Annotated in this window: 21 protein-coding genes; 10 read left to right on the plus strand and 11 right to left on the minus strand. The window is 40.8% G+C overall.

Translation table 11 applies throughout. The features are described 5' to 3' along the window. Positions 1–3: 3 nt before the first annotated feature. Together ACIQ6T_RS04110 and ACIQ6T_RS04115 are read left to right on the plus strand one after the other, a co-directional pair. Positions 4–678, plus strand: a complete 675-nt coding sequence (locus ACIQ6T_RS04110) for a glycosyl hydrolase family 28 protein (RefSeq protein WP_395784520.1) — start codon at positions 4–6, stop codon at positions 676–678. A gap of 76 nt (positions 679–754) precedes the next feature. Next, positions 755–2,344, plus strand: coding sequence for a beta-N-acetylhexosaminidase (locus tag ACIQ6T_RS04115; protein ID WP_395784522.1), 1,590 nt, complete (start codon positions 755–757; stop codon positions 2,342–2,344). Here the strand turns inward: ACIQ6T_RS04115 and ACIQ6T_RS04120 are convergent. Genes ACIQ6T_RS04120 through ACIQ6T_RS04130 form a run of 3 tightly spaced genes read right to left on the minus strand, consistent with a single transcriptional unit; the run spans position 2,341 to position 7,670 of the window. After that, positions 2,341–3,810: an arylsulfatase gene (locus ACIQ6T_RS04120; protein ID WP_395784524.1), complete on the minus strand. Its 1,470-nt coding sequence runs from the start codon at positions 3,808–3,810 to the stop codon at positions 2,341–2,343. The genes ACIQ6T_RS04115 and ACIQ6T_RS04120 overlap by 4 nt on opposite strands. Beyond that, the gene (locus tag ACIQ6T_RS04125; RefSeq protein ID WP_395784526.1) at positions 3,807–5,255 is read right to left on the minus strand and encodes a sulfatase; all 1,449 of its coding nucleotides are present in this window, start codon (positions 5,253–5,255) and stop codon (positions 3,807–3,809) included. Before ACIQ6T_RS04125 ends, ACIQ6T_RS04120 begins: the two co-directional genes overlap by 4 nt. 36 nt (positions 5,256–5,291) lie before the next feature. Next, on the minus strand, positions 5,292–7,670 hold the full coding sequence (locus tag ACIQ6T_RS04130; RefSeq protein ID WP_395784528.1) for a zinc-dependent metalloprotease: 2,379 nt from the start codon (positions 7,668–7,670) through the stop codon (positions 5,292–5,294). A gap of 149 nt (positions 7,671–7,819) precedes the next feature. Here ACIQ6T_RS04130 and ACIQ6T_RS04135 point away from each other — a divergent pair, with 149 nt between their 5' ends. Continuing rightward, entirely contained in the window at positions 7,820–8,680 is an 861-nt protein-coding gene (locus tag ACIQ6T_RS04135; protein WP_395784530.1) for a PIG-L deacetylase family protein, read from the plus strand. 194 nt (positions 8,681–8,874) lie between these two features. On the opposite strand, the gene ACIQ6T_RS04140 is transcribed toward ACIQ6T_RS04135, so the two are convergent. The 3 genes from ACIQ6T_RS04140 to ACIQ6T_RS04150 form a co-directional block, all read right to left on the minus strand. After that, the gene (locus tag ACIQ6T_RS04140; protein WP_395784532.1) at positions 8,875–9,597 is read right to left on the minus strand and encodes a bacteriorhodopsin-like; all 723 of its coding nucleotides are present in this window, start codon (positions 9,595–9,597) and stop codon (positions 8,875–8,877) included. Between the two features lie 143 nt (positions 9,598–9,740). Then, complete coding sequence (locus ACIQ6T_RS04145; RefSeq protein WP_395784534.1) at positions 9,741–10,604, minus strand: Brp/Blh family beta-carotene 15,15'-dioxygenase; 864 nt, start codon at positions 10,602–10,604, stop codon at positions 9,741–9,743. Further along, positions 10,601–11,731, minus strand: a complete 1,131-nt coding sequence (locus ACIQ6T_RS04150; RefSeq protein ID WP_395784536.1) for a lycopene cyclase family protein — start codon at positions 11,729–11,731, stop codon at positions 10,601–10,603. Before ACIQ6T_RS04150 ends, ACIQ6T_RS04145 begins: the two co-directional genes overlap by 4 nt. Before the next feature lie 160 nt (positions 11,732–11,891). Between ACIQ6T_RS04150 and ACIQ6T_RS04155 the strand changes: the two genes are divergently transcribed. Beyond that, positions 11,892–13,259 carry an alginate export family protein gene (locus ACIQ6T_RS04155; protein WP_395784538.1) on the plus strand — a complete coding sequence of 456 codons (1,368 nt, stop codon included), beginning with the start codon at positions 11,892–11,894 and terminating at the stop codon, positions 13,257–13,259. Here the strand turns inward: ACIQ6T_RS04155 and ACIQ6T_RS04160 are convergent. Then, on the minus strand, positions 13,256–14,701 hold the full coding sequence (locus tag ACIQ6T_RS04160; protein ID WP_395784540.1) for a sodium:solute symporter: 1,446 nt from the start codon (positions 14,699–14,701) through the stop codon (positions 13,256–13,258). The genes ACIQ6T_RS04155 and ACIQ6T_RS04160 overlap by 4 nt on opposite strands. A gap of 63 nt (positions 14,702–14,764) precedes the next feature. Here ACIQ6T_RS04160 and ACIQ6T_RS04165 point away from each other — a divergent pair, with 63 nt between their 5' ends. Genes ACIQ6T_RS04165 through ACIQ6T_RS04185 form a run of 5 tightly spaced genes read left to right on the plus strand, consistent with a single transcriptional unit; the run spans position 14,765 to position 18,532 of the window. Beyond that, on the plus strand, positions 14,765–15,100 hold the full coding sequence (locus tag ACIQ6T_RS04165) for an ATP-dependent Clp protease adaptor ClpS (RefSeq protein ID WP_395784542.1): 336 nt from the start codon (positions 14,765–14,767) through the stop codon (positions 15,098–15,100). 3 nt (positions 15,101–15,103) lie between these two features. Beyond that, complete coding sequence (gene recR / locus ACIQ6T_RS04170; RefSeq protein WP_395784544.1) at positions 15,104–15,712, plus strand: recombination mediator RecR; 609 nt, start codon at positions 15,104–15,106, stop codon at positions 15,710–15,712. Positions 15,713–15,724: 12 nt separating this feature from the next. Beyond that, positions 15,725–16,390 carry a superoxide dismutase gene (locus ACIQ6T_RS04175; RefSeq protein WP_395784546.1) on the plus strand — a complete coding sequence of 222 codons (666 nt, stop codon included), beginning with the start codon at positions 15,725–15,727 and terminating at the stop codon, positions 16,388–16,390. A 2-nt stretch (positions 16,391–16,392) separates the two neighbouring features. Continuing rightward, the gene (locus tag ACIQ6T_RS04180; protein WP_395784548.1) at positions 16,393–17,361 is read left to right on the plus strand and encodes an isopenicillin N synthase family dioxygenase; all 969 of its coding nucleotides are present in this window, start codon (positions 16,393–16,395) and stop codon (positions 17,359–17,361) included. 1 nt (position 17,362) lies between these two features. Then, on the plus strand, positions 17,363–18,532 hold the full coding sequence (locus tag ACIQ6T_RS04185; RefSeq protein WP_395784550.1) for a chromate transporter: 1,170 nt from the start codon (positions 17,363–17,365) through the stop codon (positions 18,530–18,532). On the opposite strand, the gene rfbA is transcribed toward ACIQ6T_RS04185, so the two are convergent. The 3 genes from rfbA to galE are packed head-to-tail and all read right to left on the minus strand — an operon-like array spanning position 18,524 to position 21,461. Beyond that, positions 18,524–19,384, minus strand: coding sequence for a glucose-1-phosphate thymidylyltransferase RfbA (gene rfbA / locus ACIQ6T_RS04190; RefSeq protein WP_395784552.1), 861 nt, complete (start codon positions 19,382–19,384; stop codon positions 18,524–18,526). The two genes, ACIQ6T_RS04185 and rfbA, sit on opposite strands and share 9 nt — an antisense overlap. Before the next feature lie 2 nt (positions 19,385–19,386). Further along, positions 19,387–20,442, minus strand: coding sequence for a dTDP-glucose 4,6-dehydratase (gene rfbB, locus ACIQ6T_RS04195; protein ID WP_395784554.1), 1,056 nt, complete (start codon positions 20,440–20,442; stop codon positions 19,387–19,389). A gap of 5 nt (positions 20,443–20,447) precedes the next feature. Further along, positions 20,448–21,461, minus strand: a complete 1,014-nt coding sequence (galE, locus tag ACIQ6T_RS04200) for a UDP-glucose 4-epimerase GalE (RefSeq protein ID WP_395784556.1) — start codon at positions 21,459–21,461, stop codon at positions 20,448–20,450. Positions 21,462–21,611: 150 nt separating this feature from the next. On the opposite strand from galE, the gene ACIQ6T_RS04205 reads away from it, so the two are divergent. After that, entirely contained in the window at positions 21,612–22,445 is an 834-nt protein-coding gene (locus tag ACIQ6T_RS04205; protein WP_395784558.1) for a transglutaminase-like domain-containing protein, read from the plus strand. Here the strand turns inward: ACIQ6T_RS04205 and ACIQ6T_RS04210 are convergent. Beyond that, positions 22,442–22,709, minus strand: a 268-nt coding sequence (locus tag ACIQ6T_RS04210) for a 4'-phosphopantetheinyl transferase superfamily protein (protein ID WP_395784560.1), incomplete at its 5' end; no start/stop codon positions are given. The two genes, ACIQ6T_RS04205 and ACIQ6T_RS04210, sit on opposite strands and share 4 nt — an antisense overlap.

Below are 22,709 nucleotides of genomic sequence, written 5' to 3' on the forward strand. Positions count from 1 at the left end.
AGTATGAAATTTGTCCTAATTTGTTGGTTAGCACTTTGCCTTCCTTGGGCTTTGCAAGGTAAGGAGTATCATGCATCCTTGTTTGGCGTGAAGTCGGACGGGATTACGTTGAATTCACGTTCGATTCAGAAGGCGGTAGATTTTATTCAGGAGAAGGGTGGAGGTACTTTGGTATTTTCAGTGGGGCGTTATTTGACGGGAAGTATTCGATTAAAATCCAATGTCATGATTGAGCTTCGTGAAGGTGCCGTGCTTGTGGGTGCTTCTTCCCCATATGATTACATATCGGTAGGTGGGGTGCGGGCTTTGATTGTAGCGGAAGGAGAACAAAATGTTGGCGTATTTGGTAAAGGAGTAATCGATGGCCAAGGCAAAGGATTAGTAGCCTCTTTAACAACACAGATTCAAAAAGGCTATTTACCTGAAACTATTTCGCAGGCTAGTCCTTGTTTAGTGGCGATGAAAGGATGTAAGTCGGTGACAGTCACTGGCCTTCATCTTCAAGATGCTGCTGGATCCGCGCTATCGTTTACGGATTGCAGTCAAGTTGCTTTGACCGATTTATGGATCAAAAATCAAGCTGTGCCTAATATGCGCGGTTTAGTTCAGTCAAATTGTGTGGATTTAGTGGCTACTCGCGTGATGAATGATTTAGTAGCCAGTGGCAAGAAGCCTTGATTACTTTGAGATTTTAGTAAAATGGAACCTCGGAGGTTCTGTATTTTAATTTGTGAACCACATTGAACCGGTACTTATGAAAATTTTCTTATTTGTTTTTCTACTAGCTTTCTCAGGTTTTGCGCAAAATACGTATAACCTCATTCCATTACCTAAAGTGGTATCCCCAGTTGACGGTCAATTTACGATCAAAAAAACAGTAAGTATAGGTTTTAGTCACCCAGATTTTGCGCCGTCAGCTCATTTATTAGCTACGTATATTCAAGATGCATCTGGATTTCCTACGGCGGCGAAAGCGACACAAAAGGCGACCATTCAATTTGCGCAAAATAATTCTTTAGGCGATGAGGCCTACATGCTTCACGTAAATTCCAATAAAGTTAGCATTGAAGCCAAAACGGGAAAAGGTGCTTTCTATGCGTTGCAAACTTTACTGCAATTGATGCCTGCTCAAGTATACGCTGGAGCTAAGTTGGCCGGTCCGATTTCTATTCTAAATGTTAAGATTCAAGACGAACCGCGCTTTAATTACCGCGGATTAATGCTGGACGTCGGTCGGTATTATTATCCGGTTGAATCCGTGAAACGGTTCCTTGATTTGATGGCTATTTATAAGATGAACACGTTTCATTGGCATTTGACTGAGGATCAAGGCTGGCGCATTGAAATTAAAAAATACCCTTTGTTAACGTCCATTTCTTCGGTACGAAAAGAGAGTATGTTGGGGCATTACAAGGATCAAAAATATGATGGAAAGCCTCATGGTGGTTTTTATACCCAAGAAGAAGTGAAAGATATCGTCGCCTATGCGGCAAAAAAATACATTGAGGTGATTCCCGAGATTGAAATGCCGGGTCACTCGCAGGCGGTACTGGCTGCTTATCCTCAATTGGGAGCGAATGCCGACAAGCTTTATCAGGTGAAAACCAAATGGGGCGTTTCAGATGATGTTCTTTTTCCACGTGAAGAAACGTTTGAGTTTTTGGAAAATGTGTTAACGGAGGTGATGACTTTGTTTCCTAGTCAATACATTCATATTGGTGGCGACGAATGTCCCAAAACCCAATGGAAGGAGAGTCGTTTTTGTCAGGATTTAATCAAGAAATTAGGCTTAAAGGACGAGCATGAATTGCAAAGCTATTTTATTCGTCGGATCGATAAATTTGTCACATCTAAGGGGAAGAAACTACTCGGTTGGGACGAAATTCTCGAGGGTGGTCTTTCGCCCAATGCGATGGTGATGTCTTGGAGAGGCACGAAGGGTGGTATCGAAGCTGCAAAACTGAAGCACGATGTGGTCATGTCGCCCAATTCCTATTTCTATTTGGATTACTATCAAACAGATCCTAAAAATGAGCCTATTGCCATTGGAGGTAATTTACCTTTAAGCAAGTGTTATTCGTTTGAGCCAGATTTACCTGAATTGAGTGCTGAAGAAGCCAAACATGTGGTAGGGATTCAAGCCAATGTTTGGACTGAGTACATCAGTAATATAAATTATGCGGAATATATGACCTATCCGCGTGCTCTAGCACTTTCGGAAGTTTCATGGTCGACGAAAGAATCAAAAAATTATGCCGATTTCAAAAAGCGCTTAACAGGTCATTTGCCAGCTATGGATGCCTTGAAAATAAATTATTCAAAAGCATTTTTAAGCCAACCTTAAAATTTGGGATTTACAAATTCCCATTCTTTTATATGTGATGGACGATGTTGTTTTCGAACGATATCGTCCATTTGTTTTTGTAATTCTTTGTTTTCATTTGCAATATTATTGCGCTCAGAGGGATCTTTTGCTAAATCATAAATTTCCCACGGCGCGTTTATATTTTTTTTCATTTGGCTTTTTACTCCCTTAAACTGGCCGATTCGAACAGCTATTTGCCCTGATTTTTCAGGAAATTCAAAGTATAGAAAAGGATGAGTTATTTGCTTTTTGCCAAGAAGCGTGGGTAAAAATGAAATGCCATCTGTGGCCACAGGAATTTTTTGATTTGTTAATTCTGCTAAGGTGGCCATCAGGTCAAATTGAGCTGATGCGTGGTCTGTTACTTGTCCGGCTTTAATTTTTCCTGGCCAACGAACTATCATGGGTTCCCGAATTCCGCCCTCATAAAGATCTTGTTTTCGGCCGCGTAATCCGCCTACCGAATTGAAAAATTCGGTATCTACGCCGCCCACATCAAATGTGGCACCATTATCACTCGAAAAGATGACAAGGGTATGCTCATCTATGTGGTGCTTTTTTAATTCTGTTAAGATTCGCCCCACTTGCTTATCTAAATAAGTAATCATTGCGGCATACGTTGCCTTAGGGTATTTTGTAGGCACATAACCTCCCTTTTTTCCCGTGTATATGGTTTCCTGAAATTTTCCTTGATAGGCTTTTATCTCCTCTTCTGGTGCTTGCAAAGATAAATGGGGTAATGGTAGCGGTAGATAGAGAAAAAATGGCCTTGACTTATGCTGTTGTATAAATCCCAATGCTTTTTCCATCATTTTAGTTGCCGCATAGTCTTTACCTTTAAACTTATCAAAGTTGATGGAATCAATCGCCAGATTAGTTTCTCGGTATTCATGAACAAATTGATATGAATTGCGCAAGGTGTCCCACTTTCCATTTTCCCAAAGATGCGTTGGATATAAATTATGTGCTTGCTTTTGGTCTAGAAACCCATACGCATAATCAAAGCCTTGTTCGTTTGGATTGCCTGTTGTATTGCTCATGCCTAATCCCCATTTGCCAACAAGCCCAGTTTGGTATCCCGCCATTTTCATTAGTTTGGCGATGGTGAATGTATTTTCGGGCAAAGGCATTTGACCTCCTTCTTTATCATCTGCAAATCCACCCAATTCATAATTTCCTCGAATGTAGGAGTGTCCTGCATGAAGCCCCGTCATCAGCATACATCGTGCCGGGGCACAGACGGGCGCTCCGGTATAATGTTGTGTAAATCGAATGCCTTCTTTTGCCATCGCATCTAAAAACGGCGTTTTGATTTTTTGCTGACCATAAACGCCCAGTTCTCCATAACCCAAATCATCGGCGTAAATATAGATTACGTTAGGTTTTTGTTGGCCGTATACCACTGCTGATATACCCCAAAATAGTAGTATTTTGAAAATTTTCATGGTATCACAACGATGCCTGGCATCCGGTTTTCAGTTCCTTTTACTTTCAATATATCATCACCAATTTCACTTCGTGCCTGATTTCCTAAGGCGATTAATTCAGCTAATTTCTCCGGATATTTTTCACTTACATCGTAGCGTTCGCCGGGATCACGGCGCAAGTCATAAAGACCCTGGGGAAATGGAAAATCTTCTTTCAACTTACCAGGAAATCCATCTTGACCAGGCATAAAACCTTCGTGAGTCCGACCGGCATGGGCAAATACAAGTTTCCACGAGCCTTTCCGTACGGCTTCTAAATTATTGGTTCGGTAATAATAATAAAATACTTGTCGGGGCTCCATATCTGGGATTCCCTGCATAAGCGCTTGAATGTTAACGCCATCGATTTTTTTGCGCGGCAATTGACTGTTTGTTATGGCACAGATTGTTGGCAATAAATCAATATTGGCCGCCAAGCTATTCTGTATTGTGCCCTCGGGAAGATGGCCTTTCCATTGAACAAGGAATGGAACGCGTTGGCCACCCTCAAAAGAAGACCCTTTCGCTTCCCGTAGGCCTCCGGTAGACCCCGCATGATTTCCAAAATTCTGCCAAGGACCATTATCACTAGTGAAAATGACAATGGTGTTCTTTTCGAGGTTTAGTCGGCGCAACGTTTGTAATATTTGACCTACCGACCAGTCCATTTCCATCATGACGTCCCCATATAATCCTTGTTTACTTTTCCCTCTAAAAGATTCGGATGCATTGATGGGTACATGGGGCATTGGATTCGGAAGGTAGAGAAAAAATGGTTTTGCTTTATTTCGTTCAATAAATTGAATGGACTCTTTGGTTAGTATTTGGGTGATTTGTGCCTGATCATCTAAGGTTTTTATATAGGAGCTGGCATCGTTTCCTCGGATTAGCGGAAGCTCAGGGAATTTTCTTCTGGAGTTATTATCGGGTCTTGTTCCGTCGAAATGTACGGGCCACATGTCGTTGGAGTAGGGGATACCCACATATTCATCAAACCCATGCTGCAACGGTAAAAAATCTTTATGATCGCCCAAGTGCCATTTACCGAAAATCCCTGTTCTATACCCGTTGGCTTTCAACAGTTCTGCGATGGTTTCCTCCTCTGGATTAATTCCAATTTTAGAATTTGGGAAAAGGGCTCCCGAAATTCCAATGCGGTTTGGATAACAACCCGTTAATAAGCCTGCGCGGGAAGCAGAGCAAACTGCTTGTGCTGAAAGAAAATGGGTGAACCGAACACCTTCCTTTGCCATTTTATCTAAGTTGGGTGTTTGGTATTGACTCGCACCATAACAACTAAGATCCCCGTAGCCTAAATCATCCATCATGATGAGAATGACATTCGGTTTTTTTTGTGCCAGCGCAAATATAGGTGCGCACATGAGGGCCCAACTAATTAAAATTTTCAAATTCGATTTTGACATAATTTTTATCGATTAACTAGTTCAGTAGAAGTTTTTTTAATCCAAGCAATCCATGCCAATTGGTGCTCCATCAGGAATAGTAGGCGTTTGCATTGGTTTCCACTCACCTGGATTTGACTTAAATTGATCTATGGTGTGAATAAGGTAGTTGGCAAAAACACTTGGTTTTTTAACGTAAAATGCCCGAATTTCATTTATGGATGCATGCAACCCCGCAGCTGCCAACGGTGAAATTGTTGGCGCATTTGCGGCATTTAACAAGGAAGAAAGCACCTTGAAATTGATTGTTTCTTGTGTCGCTTGTAGATAACTATCCTGGTGTACTCGATACATTGTCGCTTGTACGAGTGTTTGTAGGGTCTCCGTAAGCCCTAATTGGCTTGCGTCGATAGCCTTATTTCCAGCCAACCGCGACAATCGATCTGGATGAACTAAAAAATCCAAGGTGAAGTCGGCCGCCGATTCTACCGCGCCAAATGGGTCGAATGTGAGCCCCGTCTTTCCTTTAAATGATTCGCGGGTTCGTTCGTAATTAAATGCTCTAGGAGGGAATAAGGATAGTTTTTCCTTTGGAATAGCTAATGTTTGTGCATCTAAAGTTTGTATAACAGCCTTTAATGCTTGAATCTGTAAATTTTTAGGAGCGGATGACAAGACCATTTCCTTGCCGCCTCGAACGGCATAATTATAGTCATATCCACCTATGATTTTTGTGGCAGCTTCTGTTTGATAGCGATGCAAAAAGTACAAAGGAACAAATACATCCTCTAAATGTGAGTAGGTCTCGTTTGGACGGATATTCGCTACGGAGAAGTTGGCAATAGCTTTTTTACGAACGGCCAACAAATGATCCAATTCATCTACTATTGTTTTTCCATTATCCCAAAGATGGGCCAAAATATGTGCGCCACCTGGATTGCGTGCATCTGCATCCGTTATAAACCGCATTCCTTTGGCATAAGCTTGATTAATTACTTGATTTAATTCAGTGCTATTTGCGTGATTTCCATAGGCATAATCCACTGTTACTTTATCCCATTCGCCTATTTTAGTATCATATGCATGACTAAAATCAATTTGATCGCCTTTGAAATTAATTTGGGGATGGGGATAATCCATGACGCTGGAATTTCCTAGCGCACTGGCAGCATAATTATGGGCAAATCCTAGGGTGTGCCCTATTTCATGTGCAGCTAATTGACGTATGCGAGCTAGGGCCATGGCTAACATAGGGCCATTTGTTGACCCATCGATCGCAAATGGTGCGTTCATAAGCGCCTGAGCGATTAAAAAATCTTGCCGAATGCGAAGGCTACCTAGGCTAACGTGGCCTTTCATGATTTCCCCGGTTCTAGGGTCAGCAATGCTGGCGCCATAACTCCAACCGCGTGTAGAACGGTGCACCCATTGAATGACGTGATAACGAACATCAAGCGGATCTGCTCCTTCAGGTAACAATTTAATTTGGAATGCATCCTTATATCCAATGGCTTCAAATGCCTGGTTCCACCAGCGTCCTCCTTCCATCAGTGCGGAACGAATGGGTTCAGGTGTTCCATTATCCAAATAATAAACAATTGGTTTAACTGCCTCACTTACAGGAAATTGCGGATATTTTTTTTCTAATCTATGGCGTGTAATCCATTTCTTTTCAATAACTTCTTGTACTGGGGACGCATAATCTAGAAACGTAATGGCATTGGCTCCAGATCGCGGATCAAATAAGCGCGGCTTGTAGGCGGAATCTGGCAATTCTATAAATGAATGGTGTTCGACGACGGTCACATAATCCGCATTAGGAGTAACTGATTTAATTTCTGCCCCTGTTCCATTTCCCGCGAAGGTTAAACGGGCTTCAAATTCTGAATTTTTGGGAAATGATTTTGTGTGCGCTAATTCCAATGAACTTTTGGATTTATCTAAACTATATGTTCCTTGCTTTGCTTGCGCCAATCGCTTCAACACACCGTGCACATCTTGCATCAGAAAGTCGGTGAAATCAATTAAATAAGCCCCATCACTGCTACTTTCGATTTTAAATCCGAATAAAACTGATTTCGCAAATGCTTGTTGGACCGAAATTTTTTCTAACGAATTACTCGTATTTGCCCGGTAACGGGTATTCGGTTGGATCAAAAAGAGTTTATTTCCTTGTTTTTCAAAATAGACAACTTGCTCATTGCCGAGTTGGCCACGATCTAAACCAAGGTCGTTATTTCCCACTCCTTGAGCGAGCGAGTAGGCGTATAGAAACTCCTGGTTAAGTTTAGTGACTTCAAGAAAAATTTTATCGTTTGGCTCATCGTAATAAAAATTAAAGTAACCCGAATGGGCCTTCATGGATTTGACTTTATCAGCGATTTGAGCTTGCGCTCCCATGCTTAGGAGGAAGAAAAGTAGGATGTATATTCTCATAATCGAATGTAAGAATTATTTCTTTTTTTTGTACATCTGACCGATGGAAGTTGGTGTGTTTTTTGAGTTCATTTCGAATATGTACCCGGTCAGCTCAGTTTGATTTATTGATCAAATTCCCTAACATTGAAACTAAAATTCCAAATCAAATGAAAAAAATCATATGTATTTTACTTGTGTTTTTGTCTGCAGATATACAGGCAAAGCCATTACGCATTTTGTTTATTGGGGCTCATCCTGATGATTGTGATATTAAAGGGGGTGGTACTGCTGCACTTTATGTGCAAATGGGGCACGAAGTAAAGTTTTTATCTGTCACGAATGGCGATGCGGGCCATCAATCACAGGGTGGTGGGATGCTTGCGAAGCGTCGTATCGCCGAAACGCGTGAAGTTGCCAAGCGTTTAGGTGTTGCCTATGATGTATTGGATAATCATGATGGTGAATTGTTGCCAACCTTGGAAATTCGTTTGCAAATTATTCGAAAAATTCGTGAGTGGAAAGCAGATGTGGTGATTGCTCCGCGGACGAATGATTACCATCCAGATCATCGCTATACGGGTGTACTTGTTCAGGATGCTGCATTTATGGTGGGCGTTCCGAATGTGGCGCCTGATGTGGAGCCCTTGCGCAAGAATCCCGTGTTTCTTTATTTTCAAGATAATTTCAAGAAACCTAACCCATTCCAAGTAGATATTGCGGTGGATATTACGCCGGTAATTGAAAAAAAGTTAGCTGGTTTGGATGCTCATCAATCGCAATTTTATGAGTGGCTTCCTTGGATAGGTAATTATGAAGCAGATGTGCCTAAAGACCCTTCAAAACACCTGGAATATTTGCTTCAAAAGCGGGTGGCTAAGCCTAATGCCGACGTTCAAAAATCGTTAGTTAAATGGTATGGTGAGGCTAAGGCAGCAACTGTACGCTATGCTGAGGCTTTCGAGATTTGTGAATATGGTTCACAACCGAGTGAAGCAGAAATTCGTACTTTGTTTCCGATGTTAAAATAAGATTAGCCACTACTTCTGATTGCCGTCTTGTGTGGGATGTTTATTTGAATTCAACCCGTTTGGCATGTACACAATCATTACCTCGTGTACTAACTATTTTCGAAGTGTTAGGATTGCCAAATTCAAAGTACCTGTAAACAAAAAAAGAAAGGCCATGATTGGCCTTTCTTTTTTACTATAATCAATTTTGATAATTAAGCTTTTGCAGCAGAAGCTCCTTTTGCAATGCTGTAAACAACTAAACCGAAACCGATTTTGTTGATAGCATCCGCAATGTTGTAAGCTAAGTCAATGTTGCCTGCCATGCCACTTAATAAGTTACCTGGCAACATCATGTAACCGATTGGATAGATTGCCCAGCCCACTAAAGTGAACCAACGCATTACTTTGTATCCTGATTTGACGTGCTCGTTATCTGAAGCAGCAGCTAATTTAGATGCCTCACCAGCGTAGATTTCATAGATAATCACAGCCCATCCTAATGTTGAGATGATACCCCACATTACGTTTTGCTCTGGAACTACTGCCTCACCGATGTAACCTGCAACTAACATCACAACAGATCCGAAGATCAAGCGAGAAAGCATACCTGTTTTTGCACCAGCTGGCTTAAGGATTAAGAAATACTCGATACACATCAAAGGTACAGTTAATGTCCAGTCAATGTAACGGAATTGAGTTGGTGACTCATGTGTCTCCAACCATACACCACGCATGTAGAAATAGTGTACAGCGGCAATAAATGTAATTAATGCGGAAATCAATAAAGATGTTTTCCACTTGTCATTAACTGTTCCTCTTTCAACGATGAAAAAGATAGAAGCAGCAAGCATCGACATGTAACCTGTAAAGAAGGTAAATCCGATGTAATCTCCGGCAGCTAAAGAGCCATCCAGTAAAATGTTTAATGTTTCCATAATAGAAATGTTTAAAGTGATAGATAAAAAAGTAATGAACTGTTTAACTATTGATATTGAAAGTTAAACAGAATAAATTGATAATTGTTTTACGTGGAGTAAAAAAAATTAAAAAAAAAATTAAAAATGTACAAAAAAGTAAGCTACGGGCGCTTAGGGATAATTTTATGCATTAAAAAAAAATGAGGTAAAGTCAAGATTGATAGGAAAATAAATGCATGCGCCACCCATTTTTGTGGACTTACTAGATATAAATAAATGGTTCCCAAGGAGATAGCAGCGAGGGTGAAAGGCACCAGTTGGCCTACTAATTTCCACAGACTACACTGGAGTGACGTCGCCAGTACCCGTAAACTATACATGGAATGACAGCCTGCAAAGTAACACATGAACGCAGGAAGCAAGGGTAGATAGATTCCTATCCATAAGGTAATGCCCGTATAGATAAAATAAACGGTATGTTCTTTTTGAAATCCCAACAGCATGCAAACAACATAAAACCCTGCTGGCAAAGTTTCTACATCCAGCGTTATTCCTAAATCAAATTTCTGCAGGATCGGAGTGACTTCTTGTGCATGTTGGGACAATATAAAGCCCAATATCCCTACGCCGAGTACAAATGAACGAAGGATTTGAAGGTAATAGGGTAGCCCCACCTGCGCTCGAGATTCAACGGCAGTTGTCTCTAAATCCCCAAAATGAAATACAGAAATCGCAATGAATACGCCAAATGAAACCAATGGGGAAATGTACCACAAGAGTAAATAAGCAGCCATGACTGACAGGTATTTCACCAGGAACATGGGCAACTGAAATGATTGCTGCTGGGCATGTGCCAATTTTTCTGCCACCAAATGGTCCGCCGCCCCATGTGGAATGCCTAATGTGGCTAATAATACCGCACAAAATCCCCATTCTACTTGGACCGGCATGTCCTCCCATACGCTACTTAAGCCCAAGTAACCTAGCGAAAACACGATTCCAGCACTTTGGAGTAGGTATTTCATCGGTTTTTCAATACTAAATGTTTCAGGAACAACGGTATTTGGAGCTGACTAAACATCTTTATTTCCTGCCAAATACTCGTCTTTTCATCTAGAAAGTTCAAAACCCGAGCAAATGGTGTACACCCAAATAGTTGGTCCATCACCTGAGGAATCACCTTATTCTCCGTCTGAATCATGTGCAATAAGATCGAGTCGTAAAATTTAAATCGTGGTTTACGCGTAAATGAACTTTGGTGTACCCTTGCTTTCGCATCCGCATGCATCCGCGTAAACGCATAGCCTGTTGATGCTTTAACTTGTCCTGACGCCGTTCCAATCGCGAAAATTTTACCAGGTTGATGAGGTGCCTTCGTCAACGCCATGGGAATTGTTCCACGCTCTTCCTCCAAAACTTGATAGTTTTTGCCCGCGAAATTAGCCTCCATGTATTGATTCCAATGTGCCGCATATGCCGACTCATCGTATCCCGCTTTGCTAAAAACAGTTGTTTCTATTAAGCCTTTACGCGCAGAGAAAGGTAGTATGTAATGAAATACAGTATAATCATCCGATGTTTGCGCTTGGCTGAAATCCATCAACGTCGCCGACTCGCTATCCAATGTATCCGTATCAAACTCGATGAATTTGCCCCAAAAATGCTGAGACAATGTTGGCTTTTCACTGGGTACCTGTTTTTCAATACGTGCATCAGCTACTTGTTTCGCCTGGTAAGTGGAACCACCTTTGATTTGTATGTCCACTACAGATACCGTTTCAGTCAAGGTGTCAACCCAGCCTATTTGGTGGGTAATTTGCGGATGTGCTGGTATAAATTGATCGAAGAAATAGGTAAAAAAGTTGGTCGATGAAATATAATGATACCCTAAATTGTCGATGTCCTGCGTCTCTCGAACCGAATTTGTATACCGATAGGTCACTTTATTCCAGGATTTTTCAATGAGAAAAGGGAAGGATTCATGGCCGCTGGCAGCCCAGAAGCACCAACTTTTCTTTGAGCGATCACCTGAATCAATTAGTAAAATACGGGAGTCTTTATGTTCAGTGGATTGAAGGTACTCATATAGTAATTGGAGTCCAGCTGCGCCAGCGCCTACTATCGCAAGATCAAAAATGGGCGCTTTTTTCAAATTAATATTTTTATAAATTTTTGTAAATAAACTATATTTAAATTAAAATGTTTGCCAAAATACCCAATTCAATAGGTTTTTGTTTCTATTGACCTGTAAACTCCATTTTAATTTTACGATTGACTTGGTATCTTTATGTTCCCCTATATTAAATTTAATTTTGTTCAGAAGCGTTCTTTTTGTCATTTTCATTTGTTCATTATGTTCACAAGCTAGTGCCCAACACATCGCGCGCCTACGTTTTGAAGATGACTTTTCGTACCTGAAATCAGACAGTTCCAGCAAATCTTGGGATGAAAAATTAAAATACTTGCCGATTTTTGGCCAAGCTACCTTAAGCATCGGGGGTGAAATACGCGAACATTATCAGAATTATACCAATGTGAATTTTGGCCAAATTCCAGCTTCCTATGTGACAGGAAATCCGCACCAATGGCTTCATCGAATTTTACTCCATGGTGATTTACGGCTTCATTCCAATTTTCGGGTATTTGCTCAAATCAATAATACCGCCCGTTTTTGGAACCCAAATCCAATCACCAACCAAGTAGACCAGAATACCTTAGGTTTTCACCAGTGGTTCGCAGATTTGAAATTGGCAGATCAGTTGGTTCTTCGATTAGGCCGACAAGAATTACTATTTGGGCAAGAGCGATTTATTGCTACTCGGGAAGGGCCGAATAATCGCCAAAGTTTTGTGGGGGCTCATTTAATTCATCAACTTAAACGCTTAAAAACAGATCTTTTTTATACCCATCCGATCAAGTTGAACCAAGGAGCTTTGGATGATGAAAAATCAGCTGAAAAATTAGCGGGTTTGCATTTTAAATATGATCGGCTTTTGAAATTTCTTAATGCAGATGCCTATTACTACTATTTCGAATCAATGGCACGTGAATATTACTCGACTATTGGTGCCGAAAAAAGGCATTCAATCGGATTACATCTTTATTCAAATCCACAGCGTTTCAATTATGATTTTGAGTTTTCGCGGCAAGTAGGCCAGTTTAAATCGCTGGACATACACGCCTTTATGGCGGTTTGGGATGTGAATTTTTCTATTAAACCACATCGGTATATTGGATTTAGTGGGAATTTTGTACCTGGTGATCAATCCACGCAAGATGGACAATTGAATACCTTTAATACCTTATTTGCCCGTCCTCCTTTCGGGCAAACAGTTGCCTTGAATATTTCCAATACCTTGAATGTAAGCCCATACCTCAGATATCAAAATGGAACGAAATGGATAGCTACCGCACGGGCTTCTTTTGTCCAACGCACCAGTACAAATGATGGTGTATATACGCCCAATATGTCTCAATTACGTCCCTACGATGAGACGCGAATGACGTCTGATGCGCTAAAATTGTGTGATATTTATGCGGTAGATGTTAATTATGTTCCTACTAAACATTACTTTTTTCAGGCCGAACTAGGCTACTGCAAGGCAGGGGCCTACTTAAAAGAAACGGGTGCCGGGGAAAATGTCATCTATTTTGCGATTCGTAATGCAATCAAATTCTAGGCGATCACGCGATCTTTGCGGATCAGCCAGAGCATTAGAAAACACACCGCCCCGTTCAAAATTAACTTCGCGAATCCAAATCCACCAAAAAGCGTTTGCGCTTGCATTTCCAGAAAAAAAGTGATGATGGGCGAAGCCAAGCAAATAGATGGTACTAATTTGTCCTTCACGCCGTATTTGGTAAATAAACCAAATGAAAATAATCCTAAAAGTGGGCCATAGGTATAACCAGCTAAATTAAAAACTGCCGCGATTAGTTCTTGTGTGTTAAAAATGTGAAATAAACCTATCACTACGAAGAATAAGGCTGAAAAACCTAGATGGACACGTTGTTTAAGTTTTTCACGTTTGGCTTCTTTAAATTTCTCAATGCGTAGAAAATCAATGCAAAAGGAAGTCGTTAAGGCAGTCAAAGCAGAATCGGAACTCGCATAGGATGCTGCAATAATTCCCAATAAAAACGTCACCGCAGCTAAGGTCCCAAATTCGCCACCTAATGCCAATAGCGGGTACAATTCATCCGTTTTCGTAGGTATGGCAATCTGATTTGCTTGCGCATAAATGTATAATAATGCACCCAATGACAGGAAGAGTATATTAATGAATAACAATACCCAATAAAACCAGAACATGTTTTTTTGTGCTTCCCCAATTGACTTGCAGGTTAAGTTTTTTTGCATCAAATCTTGATCCAAACCTGTCATAACAATGGCTATAAATACCCCCGCTAAAAAGTCTTTTCCAAAGAAATGCGGGCTCTTCCAATCCCATTCAAACATGTGCGATAGGGGGCTCGCTTGGATGGTATCGATCATTTCACCAAAACCCATGTTCATTTTTTGGCCGACCAAAAATATAGTAATGAATAGCGCGACGAGTAAAAAGAGTGTTTGAAGCGTGTCCGTCCAGATAATTGTTTTAACACCTCCTCGATGGGTGTAGAGCCAAATGAGTGCGATGGAAATAAAAACGGTTACAACAAACGGGACACCTATCGGAGCGAATATGGCGATTTGGAGTACATTAACTGCTAAATACAGGCGAGCCGCTGAGCCAATGGTACGCGAAAGTAGAAAGAAGGCAGAACCTGTTTTGTATGACCAAAATCCGAATCGTGTTTCTAAGTAGCCATAAATCGATATTAAATTGAGTCGATAATACAATGGCATTAGCACGAGGGCAATCGTTAGATACCCTAAAGAATGGCCTAAAATGACTTGATAATAGGTGAAAAATGTTTTGCCAACAGCGCCCGGGACAGAAATAAAAGTTAAACCAGAAATGGAAGTTCCAATCATCCCAAAGGCCACCAGCCACCAAGGAGATTCCCGATTCGCGGTAAAAAAGGCATTGGTATCAGCTCCCTTCGATGTGAAGTAAGAGATGACTAATAAGAGGCCAAAATAGATGGCAAGAATTCCGCCGGCTAATTGAATCGACATAGAGGTTTAAAGAGAAATTTATATAAATTTGTGCGAGGTGTTTTCAATACAAGTTTCAAAAATATGGATTTCTCCGTAGATAATGTTTCAGAGTTCATTTTTTCTTTGGCAGGGCAAGAGCAATTGCAGGAGGAAGTAGAAGTTTTAGTGGACGAAGAAACCATTTCAGCACACCAATTAGTCGTTTATAATGACGAAGTTAATACCTTTGAATATGTGACCATGACGCTTATGGAGGTATGTGAACACAGCCCCGAACAAGCCGAACAATGTACGCTAATGATCCATTATCGCGGTCGGTGTGGCGTAAAATCTGGTGAATTCGATACCTTAGTATCCATGCGCAATGAGATTTGCAGGCGCGGTATTTCAGCCGAGATTGAATCATTTGAGTCTTAAATTATGATGCATACCTATCCGTCTCGAATCATTGAGCAAGCTGTGGAGGAAATTTCGAAATTGCCGGGTATAGGTAAGAAATCTGCCTTACGTTTAGCATTACATATGCTGAAGCGTCCTGAATCTCAATCGCTACAATTAGCACATGCGTTAGTTCAGCTTCGAACGGAGACTAAATATTGTCCGCAGTGTCACATGATTTCCGATGGAGATTTATGTGGGATTTGTGCAAGCAACAAGCGCGATGAGCGTCTATTATGCGTGGTAGAAGATTTGCGGGATGTGATGGCCATCGAAAATACGGGTCAATACACCGGCTTGTATCATGTGCTTGGTGGAATAATATCACCTTTGGCAGGTATTTCGCCCACTGATTTACACATCGACACCCTGATAACACGCATTGCTTCTGGTGCATTTGATGAAGTTATTTTGGGACTGAGTCCAACGATGGAAGGGGATACGACGGCATTTTATTTGACGAAGAAATTAGCCGATTATTCGATTAAAATATCCACCATTGCGCGCGGAATTCCGATCGGTGGAGATTTAGAATATACAGATGAGATTACCCTTGGCCGCAGTATTGTGGGCCGAGTAAATTATGAATAAACCCAATACACAATGAATCGCAACGAATTTTTAAAATTATCCGGTTTAGGTTTAGTAGCCTCACGGATCAATGTATTGGAAAATGCACCTTTTGCATTACCTACCCTTGGCTATTCTTATGATGCTTTAGAGCCGCATATTGATAAGCAAACGATGGAAATTCACCACAGCCGCCATCACAAGGCTTATGTGGATAACTTGAATAAGGCGGTAGGTACCTCGAGTAAATCAATCGAAGAATTGTTGGCATCGATTAGTACACAGCCAGTGGCTGTTCGAAATAATGGGGGAGGACACTGGAATCACAGTTTCTTTTGGCAATTATTAGCACCTGCGTCGGGAAAACAACCAAGTGCTACATTATTAAAGCAAATTCAAGCTGATTTTGGAAGTTTAGATACGTTTAAATCGGAATTTGCCAAAGCCGCAACTTCGCGTTTTGGCTCCGGCTGGGCCTGGTTGACCTGGAATGGGTCGAAATTAGTGATTAGTTCGACGGCCAACCAAGATAATCCGTTGATGGATGTGGCTGAGGTAAAAGGCAAGCCGATTTTAGCCTTGGATGTGTGGGAGCACGCCTATTATTTAAAGTATCAAAACAAGCGGGCGGATTACATTACCGCTTTTTGGAATGTAGTCAATTGGGATTTTGTCTCGCGTCAATTTGAAACAAAATAAGTATGTTATTAGAAGAAATACCGTCTTTGGATTTAGCTGATTTTAATGCAGGAGATCCCGTACGCAAGGAAAAATTTGTACAAGACTTAGGACAAGCGTTCAATACGATCGGATTCGTGGCAATTAAAGGCCATGGCTTGTCGGCCGACTTTACGAAAGCGTTATATGCTGAAGTGGAGCGTTTCTTTCAATCTCCGGATGAGCTCAAGCGTGCGTATGAGATTGAAGGTATTGCTGGCCAACGGGGTTATATTGGGAAAGGAAAAGAAACCGCAAAGGGGTTTAAAGTACCTGATTTGAAGGAATTTTATCATGTAGGCCAGCCGCATAAAAATGATGGAGATTCGGTTTGGGAGGAATATCCTTCCAATGTATTTCCAGCAGAATACCCACAATTTGCCGAGTTAACGGTTCAAGGATATCAAACCTTAGAAGCCGCGGGGAAATCGCTTTTACGTGCCATAGCATTGTATTTAAACTTGCAAGAGGATTATTTTGAAGCCCGTGTAATTAATGGTAATTCGATTTTACGGGCTATTCATTATTTCCCCATTGCAGATCCAGATAGCTTGCCGGAAGGGGCTGTTCGTGCTGCTGCACATGGTGATATTAATTTAATTACGCTTTTGATGGGTGCTTCAGCAGAAGGTCTTGAGGTGTTGCGTATGGATGGCAAATGGATTCCAATTACGGCTTTGCCGGATCAGGTTGTCGTAAACGTAGGGGATATGTTGGATCGTTTAACGAATCACCATTTAAAATCTACGATTCACCGCGTGGTTAATCCTCCGCGTGAAAAGATGGGAACGTCGCGTTATTCGATTCCATTTTTTATGCATCCAAGGTCCGAAATGGATTTGACGTGTTTGGAGAGTTGCGTAACGTCAGAAAGTCCAAAGATTTATACGGACATGACCGCTGGAGAGTTTTTGAATGAGCGATTAATTGAATTGGGATTAAAGAAAAAATAACGTGAAACGGCCAAAACATCTGAATTTCTTATGGGATGTATTTGTTTTAGCTGCTACATCATTTGGAGGGCCTCAGGTACACTGGGCCCTTTTTTTGCGCCGTCTCGTGCATGAAAAACAGTATTTAACTGAAGATGAGCTGTTTGAAATTCAGGCACTTTGTTCGATGTTGCCTGGGCCCACATCCACACAGATGATTACAGCGATTGGCTTAAAGCGGGGCGGGGCATCTTTGGCTTATTTGACTCTTTTATTGTGGATTACACCGGCTGTTTTCGTCATGACTTTAGCGGCCTACGGAATGACTTATTTGCGTAATCGAGATTTAGTTCAATTTGTGTTACCTGTTGGCGTAGGTTTAATCTTACAAGCAGGATGGTTAATGGCCCGAAAAGTGATTAAATCTTCGATGTACGTTTGGATCCTTTTAGTCACGATGGCCATCGGTATTTTGTTTGCGACTCCCTATGTTTTTCCACTAGTTTTAGTAATGGGAGGAATGATTTCTTCTTTGAATTTTCGAGAATTTCCGCGCCAGAATAAACATAAAATGATCATACCCTGGGCAAATTTTCATTTGTACTGGGGAGTGTTTGTTTTGCTAGTGATTTTAGGTGAAACCACCGATTACTTTCCGTTTCACTTACTAGAGAATTTTTACCGAAATGGAAGTCTCGTTTTTGGGGGAGGGCAGGTACTCGCACCTGTTTTATATACCGAATTCGTTGATTTTAAGGGATTAATTCGTTCTGACGATTACCTGACGGGTATGGCTTTATCTCAGTCATTGCCAGGGCCAATTTTTGCGCTCACATCGTATTTAGGCGTATTATTAATGAAGGATTATGGAGTTTTGGGTCAATTAGCTGGTAGTGCTATTGGAGCTGTAGGGATCTTTTTACCTGGTACTTTTTTAATCTTTTTTGTATTTAGAATTTGGGGCCAACTGAAGCAATATCGCTTTATTCGAGCTTCTTTGGCAGGTATTCAAGCCGCTTCTGTAGGTCTTACAGGAGTGGCGGTGTATACGTTTGTATATCCGATGATAACAAAAGGCGATGGGGTTTCCATCGCCTTGGTGATTTGTGCATTTCTAATTGCGCAGACGGGACGTGTTCCTGCCATTGCGTTATTTAGTGCGGCATTGGTTGCCGGTTATTTTTTAGCGTAATATGTTCAAAAGGTATTGACCATAGCCACTTTTTACTAACGGTTTTGCAATCATTTCTAATTGGCTCGCATTAATGTAGCCCATGCGGTAGGCAACCTCCTCAATACAGCCAATTTTCATTCCTTGACGTTCTTCGATTACTTGAACAAATTGCCCTGCTTGCATTAAGGATGCGAAAGTACCCGTGTCCAACCAAGCAGTACCGCGGTTTAAAATGCCAACAGAAAGTTTACCGCGTTTTAAATATTCTTTGTTTACATCCGTAATTTCAAATTCACCACGGGGCGATGGAGCGATGTTTTTGGCAATTTCAACGACGTCATTATCGTAGAAATATAAGCCCGGAACTGCATAGTTTGATTTGGGATGTTCAGGCTTTTCTTCGATGGAAATTACTTTATTATTTGCATCAAATTCTACTACGCCATATCGCTCCGGATCATTTACTGAATAAGCGTAAACAACGCCACCTTCCGGGTCGTTATTGGCCTGTAGTAATTTACTCAAGCCTGAACCATAGAAGATGTTATCCCCTAATACCAAAGCTACTTTTTCTTTTCCAATAAATTTTTCTCCAATCACAAATGCCTGAGCCAAGCCATTGGGTTCTGGTTGGACCGCATATTCGAATTTGCAACCGATACTAGATCCATCACCCAATAACTTCTCAAAATGAGGCAAATCGTGTGGCGTTGAAATGATCAAAATCTCCCGAATACCTGACAACATCAGAATCGAAAGCGGATAATAAATCATCGGTTTGTCGTACACAGGCATTAATTGCTTGCTAACGGCTAATGTCAACGGGTGTAAACGTGTGCCAGATCCACCGGCTAGAATAATTCCTTTCATAATTAGCGTCCTTGATACATGGTCGTGTAATATTTTTGATAATCACCTGATGTGACATCTTTAAGCCATTTTTCGTTGCTTAAATACCAACTAACTGTTTTTTCTAATCCTTCAGCAAACTGTAAACTCGGTTCCCAACCTAACTCTTTCATGATTTTTGTTGCGTCGATGGCATAACGTAAATCATGTCCAGCTCGGTCTGTTACGTATGTGATTAATTGAACGGACGTTCCGGCTGGTCGGCCTAATTTTTCATCCATGATTTTGCACAATAAATGCACAATATCAATATTTTTCCACTCGTTAAATCCCCCAATGTTATAGGTTTCGCCAATTTTTCCTTGGTGGAAAACGGTATCGATTGCACGTGCATGGTCAACAACAAATAGCCAATCACGTACATTTTCACCTTTACCGTAAACTGGCAATGGTTTGTTGTTGAGGATGTTATGAATCATTAAAGGAATTAACTTCTCAGGGAAATGATTTGGTCCATAATTATTAGAGCAATTGGTGATCACGGTTGGTAAGCCATATGTCTCATGATAAGCGCGCACAAAATGATCTGAGCTTGCTTTTGAGGCTGAATAGGGTGACCGTGGATCGTATGGTGTGGTTTCCAAAAAGAATTCTTTGGGGTCATGCAATTCGCCATATACTTCATCAGTTGAAATATGGTAGAATTTTTTTCCTTCGTATTTTCCGGACCATTGTTTTTTTGCTGCTTGTAATAAATTAACGGTCCCGATAACGTTTGTACGCACAAATGCCAAAGGATCTGTAATCGAACGATCCACATGGGATTCAGCAGCTAGGTGCAATACGCCGTCGAACTGATGTTCGGCAAATAACGCGTCCATGTGTTCCGCATCTGTAATGTCCGCTTTGATGAAGTGGTAATTTGGTCGGTCAGCTATATCTTGATTGTTGGCCAAATTCCCCGCATACGTCAATGCATCTAAATTATAAATTTGATAATCCGGGTATTTTTCGACGAAAAGTCGGACAACATGAGATCCAATAAATCCGGCGCCACCGGTGATAACTATTTTTTTCATACGGGTTATAATAGGGCTTTTTGCCATGCCCAGGCATCATTTAATGCTTCTTCCAAGCTAATTTTTGCTTTCCAGCCGAGGATGTTATTTGATTTTTCTGTCGCGGCATAAACAGCTGTAATGTCGCCAGGTCTGCGATCCCGAACCTCATAATTTACATGTTGATTCGTTGCCTTTTCAAATGCCTGAATAACTTGTAAAACCGAACTTCCTTCGCCTGTGCCTATATTAAAGAAATCGTAATAAGAGCTGTTTGGTTTACTTAAAATGTGTACTAATGCTTTCACGTGCGCATGAGCTAAATCGGTCACGTGTATGTAATCTCGAATGGCGGTTCCATCTGATGTCGGGTAATCTGTTCCCCAAACTTGTAATGGGCCGCGTAATCCAGCCACCGACTGCGTTAAAAATGGGATTAGGTTAGCAGGTGGTCCGAGGGGTAGTTCGCCAATTAAGGCACTTTTATGAGCTCCAATGGGGTTGAAATAGCGAAGTGATATGGCTTTAAACGATGAATCGGCAGTTACGGTATCGCGAATAATCTCCTCGCAAATTTGTTTGGTATTTCCATATGGGGAAACTGCTTCTTGAACAGGAGAATTTTCGGTAACCGGTAGTTCATCCGGCTGGCCATAGACAGTACAAGAAGAAGAGAATACAAGGTTATTTATGCCGTATTCTTGCATTTTTTCGAGTAAGAGTACGGTAGAGGCAACATTATTTCGGTAATATTTCAGTGGATTAGCTACTGATTCACCTACAGCTTTTGAGGCTGCAAAATGAATAATACCATCAATTTTGTAGGTTGTAAATAGCTGATCATAGGTTGCTGGATCATTCACATCTGCATGAACGTACGTAACTGCTTTGCCGCAAATTGTAGCTAAGTTGGCAATAACTTTTTCAGATGAATTGGAGAAATTATCTACTATAATGGGGTTATAGCCATTTTCTTGCAGTACAACATAGGTATGTGATCCTATAAATCCAGCTCCTCCAGTAATCAGAATATTCATCATGTGTGATCGTGCTTAACTAGCAACGACAAATTTACGCTCATTTTTAGCCGAAAAAAAATTTAGGAACTAAACATTTATTCAAAGGCCAAAAGCCCCGTTTCTTTTTGAATTTTGGAGATTTTTACTAATTTTGAACGTTACAAAATCTACATGGAAGGACCCGCGATTAAAGCAATGATTCAACTTTTGGACGACTCGGATACCGAAGTAGTTCAAATGGTCGAAGCTCAAATGCGTAGTTTAGGTTATTCGATCATTCCAGTTTTGGAAGCTGAATGGGAACATTTAAGTTTCAATCCCTATTTACAAACTAAAATAGAGGATTTAATTCATGAATTTCAGTTAGACTTAATGAAAAACCGGCTCACCCTGTGGAAAGAAGGGGGAGGCATGGATTTATTAGAGGGAATGTGGATTATTTCAACTTATCGATATCCAGAATTTACTTACGCTGAATTGCAAGCTTCCATGGAGCAACTGTATTTTGAGGTTTGGCCACAAATGCGGGATGATTTACATCCGATTGATCAATTAAAGATTTTAAATTCAGTGATGTTTGATCAATTGAAATTTGGGGCAAATACGAAGAATTTTCATGCGGCTAATAATTCCTTTATTAACGTGGTTCTTGATTCGAAGAAAGGTAACCCAATCAGTTTATGTGTGGTGTATATGTGGATTTCTCAGAAATTAGGGATGCCTGTTTATGGAGTTAATTTACCTAATTTATTTGTTTTGACTTACAAAAAAGATGAGTTGCAGTTCTACATTAACGTCTTTAATAAAGGGTTGATTTTTAATAAAACGGATATTGATAATTACATCGCGCAATTGAATTTAGAGCAAAATGAAATCTATTATCAGCCTTGTTCGAATTTAGAGATTGTTCGGCGGGTACTTCGTAACTTAATATTGGCATATGAAAAAGCAGGGGATGATTCCTACAAGGATGAGTTGACTACGCTGATTGCCTCATTAGATTAATCAATTAATGCCAAGGTGAGTACGAATTCTTCAAATTCTTCCCAATAATAATTGGCTATTTTTTCTGCGTTACCTAGCGTTGCTTTACCCATTTGTTTTTCGGTATGTATTTCAAGTGCGATTGCGTTGCGAAAAGACAATCCAGGAATATTCGCTGCTTTGTAAATGGATTCTTTAATGGACCAGGCGACGGTGAGCGCTGCATGATTATCTAGACGGTTTATTAGTTCCATTTGATTCAAAAAGCGAGGCGCTATTTTCTCA

Source organism: Aquirufa sp., from assembly GCF_044377215.1.
Classification (GTDB): Bacteria; Bacteroidota; Bacteroidia; order Cytophagales; family Spirosomataceae; genus Aquirufa.

Coding starts and splice junctions, on each gene's coding strand:
- ACIQ6T_RS04110 (WP_395784520.1), top strand. CDS start 4: ATGAAATTTGTCCTAATTTGTTGGTTAGCACTTTGCCTTCCTTGGGCT.
- ACIQ6T_RS04115 (WP_395784522.1), top strand. CDS start 755: ATGAAAATTTTCTTATTTGTTTTTCTACTAGCTTTCTCAGGTTTTGCG.
- ACIQ6T_RS04120 (WP_395784524.1), bottom strand. CDS start 3,810: ATGAAAATTTTCAAAATACTACTATTTTGGGGTATATCAGCAGTGGTA.
- ACIQ6T_RS04125 (WP_395784526.1), bottom strand. CDS start 5,255: ATGTCAAAATCGAATTTGAAAATTTTAATTAGTTGGGCCCTCATGTGC.
- ACIQ6T_RS04130 (WP_395784528.1), bottom strand. CDS start 7,670: ATGAGAATATACATCCTACTTTTCTTCCTCCTAAGCATGGGAGCGCAA.
- ACIQ6T_RS04135 (WP_395784530.1), top strand. CDS start 7,820: ATGAAAAAAATCATATGTATTTTACTTGTGTTTTTGTCTGCAGATATA.
- ACIQ6T_RS04140 (WP_395784532.1), bottom strand. CDS start 9,597: ATGGAAACATTAAACATTTTACTGGATGGCTCTTTAGCTGCCGGAGAT.
- ACIQ6T_RS04145 (WP_395784534.1), bottom strand. CDS start 10,604: ATGAAATACCTACTCCAAAGTGCTGGAATCGTGTTTTCGCTAGGTTAC.
- ACIQ6T_RS04160 (WP_395784540.1), bottom strand. CDS start 14,701: ATGTCGATTCAATTAGCCGGCGGAATTCTTGCCATCTATTTTGGCCTC.
- ACIQ6T_RS04165 (WP_395784542.1), top strand. CDS start 14,765: ATGGATTTCTCCGTAGATAATGTTTCAGAGTTCATTTTTTCTTTGGCA.
- recR (WP_395784544.1), top strand. CDS start 15,104: ATGATGCATACCTATCCGTCTCGAATCATTGAGCAAGCTGTGGAGGAA.
- ACIQ6T_RS04175 (WP_395784546.1), top strand. CDS start 15,725: ATGAATCGCAACGAATTTTTAAAATTATCCGGTTTAGGTTTAGTAGCC.
- ACIQ6T_RS04180 (WP_395784548.1), top strand. CDS start 16,393: ATGTTATTAGAAGAAATACCGTCTTTGGATTTAGCTGATTTTAATGCA.
- rfbA (WP_395784552.1), bottom strand. CDS start 19,384: ATGAAAGGAATTATTCTAGCCGGTGGATCTGGCACACGTTTACACCCG.
- rfbB (WP_395784554.1), bottom strand. CDS start 20,442: ATGAAAAAAATAGTTATCACCGGTGGCGCCGGATTTATTGGATCTCAT.
- galE (WP_395784556.1), bottom strand. CDS start 21,461: ATGATGAATATTCTGATTACTGGAGGAGCTGGATTTATAGGATCACAT.
- ACIQ6T_RS04205 (WP_395784558.1), top strand. CDS start 21,612: ATGGAAGGACCCGCGATTAAAGCAATGATTCAACTTTTGGACGACTCG.